We start from the raw sequence: 11,513 nt of genomic DNA on the forward strand, positions 1-11,513 counted from the left end.
TTCGAGCCTTTAGCGTACGTATGGTAATGCCTGTCTAAACAGGAATAAGCCATGCGTACGGCCTTAATCATTGGATCGCTCGGCGCTTTTTTTAATTTGTACCAGCTTCAGGCGCTGTTTCCAGCGTTAGTCGAGCGCTTCGGAACAACGGCCACTGGCGCGGGCTGGTTAACGATGGCGTCGCTGCTAGGAATGATGATCACCGCGCCACTAACCGGCGCTGTAACAAGACACGCCAATCCCTTGCACTTATTAGTCGTTGGCTTTATCGCATTGGCGGCGATTAACGCTTCAATGGCATTGACGACTAGCCAAGATGTGCTTTTTGTACTGCGGCTAGGTCAGGGCATTGTGATTCCCTTTTTATTAACCGCAACGATGAATTTGGTCTCTCAGCGACCAAGCAGCTTTGTGTCGTTGTACGTGACCGGCACTATTGTTGGCAGCACACTCAGTCGGTTTTATCCTGCTTGGTCAGTTGATGCCATGGGCTGGGAGCTGGGCTTCTTAAGCTCTGCATTCCTAATGGTGCTATCGGCGGTGGCGATTTGTCTTCTTCCGAAAACTACTTATCCGAAAACAACTGGCGCTGAACCAATGCAGCGTACGGAATGGCATCAAACGTCGGTGGCATATACAAGGCGCGCGTTGACTGATAGTACGCTGCTCACTGCCTATCTTGCGGGTTTTGCACTGCTCTTCACGCAAAGTGCGGTGTTTACGGCGCTGGGTCTATGGCTCGCCCAAGACCCTTATCATTGGAATTCACAGCAGATCGGCACGATCTATCTAGCATGTTTGCCGGCACTTTTCTGCGTGCTTACTGCCAGCATACTGCGGCGCTACCTAAGTGAAGTAGCCATTGCCATAGCACTAATCGCGTTGATTTGGGCAGCGCTGTGGCTGATTAGCACAACACGCCTGTCTATCATGCTGAGCGTGGCGCTGTTTGCCATAGGAACCTATCTGTTCCAAACAGTGACGACCCGGTTATTAAGCAGTACTCGTTGCGTACCCGCCGGTGTTGCCGCTGGCATCTACCTCTCTTGCTACTATTTAGGCGGCGCAATGGGCGCAAGCCTTGCGGCGTATGCCTTTGCGATATGGGCATGGAAAGGAGTAATTGCCTGCATAGCGATAGCCCAGGCAGTTATCTTTTGCCTAGTCATCGGCACCCAGCATTGCGCTAAAAAGCGCTGAGCGAAAATCTTCCTAACACCGCATAGCTAGCGAGTGTTATTTGTATTATGGTTTAAATCCTCCCACGTTTAGCAGAGGTATTTGTCCAATGAACCATTGATGCCGCCGTTGCAATAACGGCCAGTCTCCATCCCCCCAGCAGCAAGGATAGTCCTTGGGAAATAGTCCTTGGGAGGGGTTCTAGAGAGAGTTCTTGGCATCCTTGGAATCATATATGACAAATACCCATCTCACCTTAAAAGGTGTTTCCTACGTTCTGTCGGATGGCAGAACGCTTTTTACGGATCTTCACGAGCAGTTCGATAACCGCCCAACCGGATTGGTGGGGCGTAATGGTGTCGGCAAAACGGTTTTGGCCCAAATCCTCGCGGGCCTGTTACAGCCAACCACGGGCGAATGCCAGCGCCCCGGCAGCGTCCATTACCTTGCCCAGCAGGTAGCGCAGCCGAAGGGCGCTTGTGTCGCTGATCTTGCCGGTGTTCGAACAACGTTGGATGCGCTGGCACGCATTGAGGCTGGCAGCACAGCGTCTGAGGATTTTGAAGCAGTCGATGACCGTTGGGATATGCCCCAGCGATTTCGCCACGAACTCGAACGCAGTGGCCTGGGCTATCTTGAGGCCAGCACACCTGCGGACACATTGAGCGGCGGTGAAGCCATGCGCGTGGCCTTGATGGGCGCCATGCTCTCGGGAGTGGATTGCCTGATTCTTGATGAGCCAAGCCACCATCTCGACCGACCCAATCGGCAGGCACTTATTGAACAGCTGCAGCGCTGGCCGCGTGGGCTGATTGTGGTGAGCCATGACCGACAACTGCTGGAAGGCATGGAACGTATCGTGGAACTGTCCCCCTTAGGGCTGCACAGCTACGGCGGCAACTACACTTTCTATGCTCAAGCCAAAGCGCACGAGCAGCAGGCTGCCCTTGATCAGCTAAGCCAGCGAAAACTCGAACGTCAACGCGAAGAGCGCGCGATGCGCAAGCAGCGAGAACGTCAGGAGAAACGCCAGGCTCGCGGCAACCGGCTGGGCAAGGAAGCCAACCAGGCTAAGATCCTGTTAGATCGCCAGAAAGAGCGCAGCGAAACCTCGGCGGGCGCGCTGCGCCAAAAGCAGGCGGCCAGTCAGGCGCAGCTGAATCAACGTGTGCGTGACGCCGCAAAGCAGGTTGAAAACGAGCGACAAATCAACCTGCATGAAATACCCGTTACCCAGGCCGCCAAGCGCTGTTTGGCGGAGTTAGAAAGGGTTGAGCTACCGTTCGTTATGGGCGCTACTAGGCACATCAATCTCATGCTGAGAGGGCAGCATCGACTAGGCATTATTGGCCCAAATGGCTGTGGTAAGTCTACGTTGCTCCGCGTGCTGGCGGGCCACATTGAGCCCTTGTCAGGAGCCTGCAACATAACGCCTGAAAGCGCCTATCTCGACCAGCAACTGGGGAATTTAGACCCAGCAAAGACGCTGCTTGCACAACTGCAGCAAGCCAACCGAACCGCGAGTGAAGGGGACCTGCGCATGCGGCTAGCCCAGCTAGGTCTGGACGCACAAAAAATCACCACGCCCAGTGGGCGGCTAAGCGGTGGCGAGCGCTTGAAAGGTGCGCTGGCCTGCATCCTCTACGCCGATTGCCCACCGCAACTACTGCTACTGGACGAGCCAAATAACCATCTTGATCTGCCTTCAGCGCAAGCCTTGGAAACCATGCTGCGCAGTTACCAAGGCGCGTTAGTGGTGGTATCCCACGACGATGCCTTTCTGGAAAACCTAGCGCTAACAGACCGCCTGCTAGCAACCGAACAAGGCTGGCACCTGGAGCCAGTTTGATCGTACTACACCTCCTGCAATACCTCCTGCAACACGCCCCGTAGGAGGTGGCTTTAGCCCGCGACGATTCAAACACTGAGCCATCAATAAGCACTGCTTTCCCTGAACTTACCTGTGTGCATTCGCCAAGGCTGCAAAGGCTCAGTATCATAAGCAGCCAATCCAACCACAGAAGTTTTCTCCCATGTCATGCCCACCTTGCCCCAATTGCCAATCTGAATTCGTCTACCAGGATCAAAGCCTGTTTATTTGCCCGGAATGCGCCCACGAATGGAATCCTTCCGAGGTTGAAGCAGAAGATACTGTCACGGTGAAAGATGCCAATGGCAGTCTGCTTGCTGAAGGCGATAAGGTGACGCTTATCAAAGACCTCAAGGTCAAAGGCAGCTCACTGGTGCTTAAGATTGGCACTAAGGCCGTTATCAAGCGGCTCAAAGAGGGCAAAGACCACCAGCTCGACTGCAAGGTCGATGGCGCTGGCGATATGATGGTCACCGCCCAGTTTGTCAAAAAAGCCTGAATCACCTTCACTCGTCTAGAGAGCTATCATGGCGGTTAGACTCAACAGGTAACAACAGATCCTAAAAGGCACTGTGAGATGGCTATCCATGGGTAGCCATTAAAAATGCGATGCGATATGAGGTGTCAGGTGTTTGAGTGCATCGTAGAGTACAATAAACAGCGGCGGCACAGTGCTAACGGGAAATAATCAGCCCTGAGACTTTCTAAGCCCGAATGATCGCTTAAATTAGTGTCAACTATTGCTGGATAAAGTCGCATGGCTTCATGAAAGGTGTGTCTATGAAAGACGGTAAGCTAGGAGAAACGACTAAAGCTTTGGTTGATGGCGGCGGCGTAAATTCGATTTCACCCTCACTACTCACCGAGGTATTCGACGCTTTTGAAGAAGCCGTTGTCGTTGCCGACGCAAGTCGGCGTATGGTTTATGTGAATTCGGCGACAGAGCGGCTGTTTGGATACTCAAAAAACGCGCTATATGGTGAAGAGACAAAAATACTCTATGCCGATGAAAATGATTTTTCCGAACAAGGTCGGATACGTTTTAATGCTTCTAGTAAAATAGCTGCTGAGAACTACAGGGTTGCATATCGTCGCTCGGATGGAGAACAGTTTTTTGGCCTGACGACGGGCGCAGTTATGCGGGCTAAGGATGGGACAGTAACCGGATTTATTGGTATTGTCCGCCCAGCTCGCTCAACAGATCAGTCTTTGGATACGCTACAAAAGATCCAAAACATAACTTCAGATGTCACGCTGAGCCAGATTAATAAAATAGAACGATTGCTTCAGGTTGGCCTGGACCACTTTGGTCTCGAAAAAGCGATTGTTGCTCGTATTGTGGGAAACCAATACACCATTGAGTACTGCGTTGATCTCAAAGGAGAGCTGGAGCCATTAACAACGTTTGATTTGTCGGGAACTTACTGTGTTCACGCGGTGAGTGCGAATAAGTCGGTCGGTTTTCATTTCGTGGCGAAAAGTGAAATTAAAAAGCACCCCTGCTACACAAACTTCAAACTGGAGTCGTATATTGGTGCCCCGATAAGGTTATCTGGCCAACTATATGGAACTATAAATTTTTCTAGCCCATCTCCGGTTGAGCCATTTTGTAAGGATGACCATATTCTTATTACATTGCTCTCAGATACTGTTAGTTATCTCTTATATAAGAAGCAGTCTGAGGAGGAAATGAAGCGCCTGGCAAGTATTGATGGGTTGACTGGTTTGCCAAATCGACGCGCAACAATGGAGCGCCTGAGTGAACTAGTAAACCAAGCATCACGGTTTGGTAATAGTTTCAGTGTTCTTTCAATAGATATTGATTATTTCAAAAAGATTAATGATAAATGGGGGCATGCTGCAGGTGATCTAGCATTGACTGAGTTTGCTCGTTTAGCATCGGAGGTAGGGCGCAACACCGATTGTTGTGGCCGTATAGGGGGGGAGGAATTTGTCTTTCTCTTACCCGGTGCAAACTTGGAAGCTAGTCAGAAGTTGGGCAATAATCTGAGAAAGCGGTTAGCCGCTGCGCCGATCGATGTTGGCAGCGGAGAGTCTACTACGCTAAGCATAAGTGTTGGGGTCGCCATGTTGGAAAATGGCGAGTCTCCCGAAAGCTTACTGGCTCGTGCGGATGAGGCTATGTACAAAGCCAAGCAAGACGGTAGAGATCGTGTGTACCTTGCATCTCATGCAACCCGTTAACAGGCTCGTAAGCTTGCGCTAACCCATGCAAAAGCTTGCTTTAAGGCAAAAGTAAAGCTGCCTCACGGCTGACGTTTCACCACCTGAACAGGAAGTCCCGCTGGCGATGGCGTTCGGTTGCAGGTAGAAGGAGAGTACATGTTTCCACTAGAGGTGTTGGCTACATATACACTGGCATGTTTGCTGTTAGTGATTTCCCCTGGGCCAGATAACATGCTGGCGATAGGACGAGGTTTAAGCCAGGGTAGACTGGCCGCAACTGTTTCCGGTTTATCGTCTGGAATGGGAATTCTATTCCACGTGCTAGCGGCGACATTTGGGCTGACTCTTTTAATTCAAACGTCCGCGCTGGCGTTCTATGTGGTCAAGATTATTGGTGCGGGCTATCTCATTTGGTTAGGCGTTAAAGTCCTTCGCTCTCGAAACCTGTTTTCCTTAGAGCCTGCAAAAAAACAGTCTTTAAAAACGATATTCTCAACAGGCTTTCTTTCAGCGGCACTCAACCCTAAGCCGGGTATGTTTGTGCTCGCGTTTGTCCCCCAGTTTGTAAACCCCAATTTGGGCTCTGTGACCTGGCAAATGATTGGCTATGGGGTTTGGTTTGCGGCTTTAACAGCGCTAGGTTTCAGCCTTATGGGCGTGTTTTCATCTAGGTTATCGGAATGGCTGAGAAGCAAACCCAGATTGGTTTCTGGGTTAAATATTGGAGCAGGCGTTACGTTTGTCTCATCGGGTCTGGCTGTGGCGTTCATGAAGCAGAGATAGAAACGCTGTCTAATAGTTGTTAGATCTCCAGAGTAGGGCAAGGAGCTGAACATTGAGTGATATGTTAGAGAAAGGAAGAGAGATACTGTCACAGCAATCTTTCAGCTTGCTATTGGGAGCAAAGCTAGAAGCGTTTGCTGCCGGAAGTGCTGAATTGAGCCTTGAGATTAGAGATGATCTCAAGCAAAACAATGGTTTTGCGCATGGTGGTGTCGTTAGCTACTTGGCGGATAATTGTATTACCTTTGCCGGAGCGTCAGTGCTAGGAAGCTGTGTCACGTCAGAGTACAAAGTAAACTATGTGAGACCCGCGATCGGCGATAAATTGATCGCTAGGTCAACGGTCTTATATTCTGGAAAACGGCAAGCGACCTGTGAGTGTAAGGTCTACGCTCAAGCAGATGGTGAGGAAAAACTGGTAGCCGTTTCTCTTGGCACGATTAGCAAGATTGCGGCATCGTAATCTCCCCCAGAGCTGTGGCGAACTGCTTTTCTGAGAGCTGCTTTTCTGGGGCCGCTGCAAAGCGCGATGTTATTCCATCCAACTCATCCTCATTGCCTCTCCTGTCACCGCCTTATTCAACAGCCCGCGTTTGCTTTCGATGAGCGTGAGTCAATCGCAAGCGTGTGTGATGCCGTTAACGTGACAGCCCACTATTCACCTGTAGTGACGATCAAGCGGGTTGCGGTTGGCAAGGCGGGTGAATCCCAATGACGAGAGAACTGCCGCATGTGAGCCAGGGGCGTGTACTACTTCAGTCATGCTGGCCAGGATTTCTTCACGAAAGCCTGTGCGTGGGTAATCGGCGTGCACTTTCGTAATTGCGCTATCCGGTAACAGATGATGCCCCGCGCCGATCACATCAAGGTGGGCAGCGCGTTGCAGACAAACGGCCTCGGGTTCGTGGTGGGCCAAAGATAGATAGGGATTGAGATGGTAGCTGATCGCTTCGTAAACCGCCCGTTGTCGCTCTAGGGGCCATTGCTGGCTTGCCGCTAAATCTCTTGCGCTACGCGCACCCACGATGGCGAAGCCACAACAAGCTGTTTGTTGATGAAAATGGCCGGTCAGACCAAGATCATGAAGAAGGCTGGCAACATAGAGCGTTTCAGCATCAATACGTAGCCCATGGAACTGCGCCCATAGCTGGCCGAAAAAAAAGGTTCGCAAGCAGTGCAGTCGTAATGGCTCGCTGTAGTGCTGGGCGGCCAGTTCATCCGCCATTCGTGTGATTGACGATTCCGGCACTACAACGCGATCAGCGGCTATCCGCCGCCGCTGCTGCTGGTAGGCACCTAGATTTAACGCTAGGCGCGATAGCGTTTCACCAAGCTGCGCCCGCACTAGGCCCGCTAGCATTTTCATGCGGTCTGTTGACGATAAGATACCGTCACTTTTCTCACCCCACGCCATTGAGCCCAGTTTCGCCATGCTATTCGCCCTCGGATTTTACTGTTTAAACGAGGCCTCAGTGTCACGTACCTGGGTACTAGAGAGGAGAGGCGTTATCGCCATATAATTAGGCGATAACGCCATTAGGGAGGTCAGCCCGTCAATGCGTGTCGCGATCCTCGCGTTCGACCACTGCCTGAGCATGGAAGTGTGCACCGTTAGCGATTTGTTGCTAATGGCTAACCGTGTTGCGCAGTACAACACGAACAATGATCAGCCTCCGTTCCAGGTGGAAGTGATTAGCATGCGAGGCCGACGGATTAAGGCTGCCGGATGCATTGAGCTAAATACGACTCCCGCGACGGGCAAGATTGATCTGCTTATTGTGCCGGGAATAGATGTTGCGCAACTAGAGATAGGCCGGGACGACCTCAACGAATTCGGCCAGGAAATCCGCTTTATCCGCAGATGCTTTTCAAGCGGAGTGCCGGTTGCTTCTATCTGTGCGGGAGCCTTTCTACTTGCTGAAGCCGGCCTGTTAGACGGTCGGCGTGCAACGACAGCATGGCTATTTTCGCCCCAGTTAGCCCGCCTGTATCCCGCTGTCCAGGTAGATTCTGATGCCCTGTTGGTAGAAGACAGGGGAGTGATCACGGCTGGCGCATTCAGCGCCGCAGCAGACCTCGCTCTGCACCTGATTCGCAGGCACGCTAGCCCAGATTTGGCCCAGCAGGTAAGTGGCTTGGCGCTGACACCTCCAGCGCGTGAAAGCCAAGCGCCGTACATCGAACCACTGCTGTTGCGAAGCAATGAAGAGCGTTTTTCAACCCAGGTTGAGCGCTGGCTACTGCAGCGATATACCGAGCCCTACGATCTACAGCGCCTGGCGGACGCCTTCCATGTCAGCACGCGCACGCTGCTGCGCCGCTTCCGCAATGAGAGTGGCACCACACCGCTACTCTGCCTGCAGCGCCACCGAGTGCATATGGCCAAGAGCTTACTGCGCACGACATCCTTGACCGTGGCGCAGATCACCGAACGCGTTGGCTATCGGGATGTGGCAAGCTTTTGCGCTCTTTTTAATCGTTTAGTGCAGCTATCGCCCAGCGAATATCGTCGACAGTTTGCTCCGGTACGCATCAACGCGCTTTGCTAACGAGCTGTGTCTGCATCGCCGCAGAAAACGTGAGGAAGTCCGCCGGTTGACTATCAACAGTTGACTATCAACAGGTGACGGGATGAATTGTCGACTAACCTTCATTAAATAATGTGGAGGTCGCAGGTACGCGTTGGCCAAGAGCGCATCGTCTGCCCCTCATTAAGCGATTATGAGCACTGTTCAAAGGCGTGCATCATCATGGGGGGGCACCATGGCAAAGCAAAAATTGATTCTGCTATTTGATGGCACATGGAACGACCCTGAAGATCAAACCAATGTGTATCGTATTACCCGGCTGCTCCATGATGACGATGACGGTATCAGGCAGCGGTTCTATTACGACTCCGGCGTAGGGACATCCAAATTTCAGCGCTTTTCCGGCGGAGCCTTTGGTTATGGGCTAAGCAAAAACCTACGGGAAGGCTATGACTGGCTGGCAAGGCATTACAGTGAAGGCGATGAAATCTGGATATTCGGATTCAGCCGCGGTGCCTACACCGCCAGAAGCCTAGTAGGGATAATTCGTAAATGCGGGCTAGTGCATGTCGTCACGCCAGGGCTGCTCGATAAGGCCGAACGTATTTATCGAAAACGTGATTGTCACCCCGATTCTGAGGTGTGCAAAGAATTCAAGGAGCGCTTCAGCCGCCAGCCCAGGATTCATTTTATTGGCGTGTGGGATACCGTTGGCGCACTGGGCGTGCCCGGAACCAACCTGTTCAAAAGAAAATACGATTGGCACGATACCGAGCTTTCCAGCATTGTCGATTATGCCTATCAAGCGGTCGCGCTGGACGAACACAGGTCGGCGTATAAAGTATCGCTCTGGACGAGTAAGGATGGCAAGCAGAAAGCGGGCAATCGCAACGTCGAGCAGCGCTGGTTTATCGGTGCCCACGCCAATGTTGGCGGCGGCTATGGCGTTGGCGACACGCTGGCCGACATACCGCTGAGCTGGATGTTAACCAAAGCGCAGCAGGCCGGCCTAAAAGTAGCTCCCTTCAATGCTGCAGAGGATGCCTGGAAAACGCCACCGAAAGATTCGTTTGCTGATTTTCTAAACGGGCTCTACGCCAAGTATGCTCGCCTTAGATACAAGGGCGACGGCCGATTTTACCGGCAGTATGCGCAGGGCATGCAGGGGCTGCCAGCGGTGAATATCTCAGTCGATGAGAGTGTCTGGAAGCGTTGGGCCGATACCGCGTGCGAGTACCGGCCACGTACCTTGACCGATGCCCACCTTTCCCCACCGGAGGGGTAGGCCGGGCGGCGGCGTGGAAGTGATGAGTGACCTAGGTCATGAAGTGACCAATATCGACTAAAAACTAAGTGCTCAAAGTAGGCTAAATATAATTTAACTGCTAGGATCGAAGCATTAGAGCGACAAGCGCCGCAGGGAACAACCTAATGCCAAATGCCCCACGCATTGAGCTTCACCCTATTAGCCAACGCGTGCAGGCGCATGTTGATGGCACGTTACTCGCCGACTCCACCAATACGCTTGAACTCCACGAACGCGGCTACCCGCCACGCCACTACTTCCCACGCGAAGACGTGCGGATGGGCTTACTCACCGTGTCAGAAACCACCACCTATTGCCCATTCAAAGGGCATACGGTGTATTTCTCACTGGGTGAAAGTCAGGATATCGCCTGGAGCTACGAGCAGCCGATTGAAGGTATGGAAGCTATTGCGGGCAGGGTGGCGTTTTATAAGGAACTGAGCGAATGACGCTTTTCGATCCTGAGCGGACATTCTCTAAAACCATATATTTACAGAGCGCACAGCTCACAATGAACGCTTTTCTGTTGGCGGTTATGATACGAGTGCGCATATTCCTGGGAAAATGTGCTGTAAGTTTCGGTAAAACAATGATTTATAAAAAAATCGTCGTATACTCATGCACCATTTTGAAAGAATAGTCAAAGGTTAATGCGCATGAATAAAACTGTTAGAAGCCTGAACAGGACACAAGTACAGTGCAAAATAATTTATATGGGATATAAGTTGAATGGAATTAGTAAAAAATATTGCAGAGAAAATATCGGTTGAAACTCCAGATTTTTCAAATTGTATAAGTGTGGTTGAGCATGATCTAAAATTAACTGGTATTGAAACTACAGTTAGATTTCATTATTTGAAATTTGATGGAAATAAACAGCCGATGGTTAAAGCCTTAGCTGACACCTTATATGCATACATCATCGACTATTGCCTATCAGCTAAAAATAGAGATGAGGCTTTAACTGCTAGGCAATCAACTATTTTAACTAAAGAAGCAAGAAGTCTATTCAGACATCCAGAGATATCAGATGACTCCCCTGATAAAACAGGCGAAGCTGGAGAAACATTGCTGTACTTTCTTATGGAGGCAGTCCTAAAAGCTCCACAAGTTGTGTCAAAGATGGAGCTTAAAACAAACCACAAAGATGAAGTAAAAGGGTCAGATGGAATTCATGCAAGATGGAACGAAGAGTTAGAAGTTGTTGATTTCTACTTTGGGGAGTCAAAGCTATACAAGAAGGTTTCTGATGCACTAACCTCAGCGTTAAAAAGCATCAATGATTTTCATGATGTAAAAATGTATGAACATGAATTCAATATGGTGACGAAACACTTCAAGTATGCTGATGAAGTAGTAAAACATGAAATTTCACAGCTCTTTGTAAATGGAAATCCCGGTGCAAACGTAAGAGTTAATCATGCTTGTCTTATTGGCTATGACTATAAAGGTTATGATGATGTGCTATTAGAGCCTCATAGTAACTTGATAAGGAAATTTGAAGATGAATTTTTACCTAGTGCAGAGAGTTTGGTTGACCTTTTACAAAAAAAACTCGATAAATTCGAAAAAAAACACTTAGTATTCGATATGTTTTTCCTTCCATTCCCTTCAGTTGTCGATTTTAGAAATGCATTCAATGAGGCGCTCGATTGATTGT

At 50.5% G+C, this 11,513-nt stretch carries 10 protein-coding genes and 1 pseudogene; 10 read left to right on the top strand and 1 reads right to left on the bottom strand.

Features of this window, described 5'->3' with window-relative positions; all coding sequences use genetic code 11:
* The first annotated feature begins 51 nt into the window (after nt 1–51).
* The 6 genes from HVE01_RS01890 (at nt 52) to HVE01_RS01915 (ending at nt 6,482) form a co-directional block, all read left to right on the top strand.
* Entirely contained in the window at nt 52–1,200 is a 1,149-nt protein-coding gene (locus HVE01_RS01890) for an MFS transporter (RefSeq protein ID WP_146942073.1), read from the top strand.
* Between the two features lie 214 nt (nt 1,201–1,414).
* Entirely contained in the window at nt 1,415–3,028 is a 1,614-nt protein-coding gene (locus HVE01_RS01895; protein WP_146942075.1) for an ABC-F family ATP-binding cassette domain-containing protein, read from the top strand.
* A 184-nt stretch (nt 3,029–3,212) separates the two neighbouring features.
* Complete coding sequence (locus tag HVE01_RS01900; protein WP_125750330.1) at nt 3,213–3,548, top strand: zinc ribbon domain-containing protein YjdM; 336 nt, start codon at nt 3,213–3,215, stop codon at nt 3,546–3,548.
* Nucleotides 3,549–3,829: 281 nt separating this feature from the next.
* Nucleotides 3,830–5,254 (top strand): bifunctional diguanylate cyclase/phosphodiesterase, encoded by a 1,425-nt coding sequence (locus HVE01_RS01905; RefSeq protein WP_125750327.1) that lies wholly within the window; start codon nt 3,830–3,832, stop codon nt 5,252–5,254.
* Between the two features lie 138 nt (nt 5,255–5,392).
* Nucleotides 5,393–6,019, top strand: coding sequence for a LysE family translocator (locus HVE01_RS01910; protein WP_146942077.1), 627 nt, complete (start codon nt 5,393–5,395; stop codon nt 6,017–6,019).
* 61 nt (nt 6,020–6,080) lie between these two features.
* On the top strand, nt 6,081–6,482 hold the full coding sequence (locus tag HVE01_RS01915; RefSeq protein ID WP_146942154.1) for a PaaI family thioesterase: 402 nt from the start codon (nt 6,081–6,083) through the stop codon (nt 6,480–6,482).
* Nucleotides 6,483–6,677: 195 nt separating this feature from the next.
* Here HVE01_RS01915 and HVE01_RS01920 read toward each other — a convergent pair whose 3' ends face one another.
* Entirely contained in the window at nt 6,678–7,451 is a 774-nt protein-coding gene (locus HVE01_RS01920; RefSeq protein ID WP_146942079.1) for an HD domain-containing protein, read from the bottom strand.
* 124 nt (nt 7,452–7,575) lie between these two features.
* Here HVE01_RS01920 and HVE01_RS01925 point away from each other — a divergent pair.
* From HVE01_RS01925 to HVE01_RS01940, 4 genes and pseudogenes are all read left to right on the top strand, one after another.
* Nucleotides 7,576–8,475 (top strand): annotated as a pseudogene (locus tag HVE01_RS01925) (GlxA family transcriptional regulator); the annotation flags it as partial.
* Between the two features lie 307 nt (nt 8,476–8,782).
* Nucleotides 8,783–9,832: a DUF2235 domain-containing protein gene (locus HVE01_RS01930; protein WP_146942083.1), complete on the top strand. Its 1,050-nt coding sequence runs from the start codon at nt 8,783–8,785 to the stop codon at nt 9,830–9,832.
* Nucleotides 9,833–9,978: 146 nt separating this feature from the next.
* Nucleotides 9,979–10,302 (top strand): DUF427 domain-containing protein, encoded by a 324-nt coding sequence (locus HVE01_RS01935; RefSeq protein WP_146942085.1) that lies wholly within the window; start codon nt 9,979–9,981, stop codon nt 10,300–10,302.
* Nucleotides 10,303–10,582: 280 nt separating this feature from the next.
* On the top strand, nt 10,583–11,509 hold the full coding sequence (locus HVE01_RS01940) for a HamA C-terminal domain-containing protein (RefSeq protein WP_146942087.1): 927 nt from the start codon (nt 10,583–10,585) through the stop codon (nt 11,507–11,509).
* The last annotated feature ends 4 nt before the right edge of the window (nt 11,510–11,513 follow it).

This window comes from Vreelandella venusta, from assembly GCF_007989605.1.
Taxonomy (GTDB): domain Bacteria; phylum Pseudomonadota; class Gammaproteobacteria; order Pseudomonadales; family Halomonadaceae; genus Vreelandella; species Vreelandella venusta.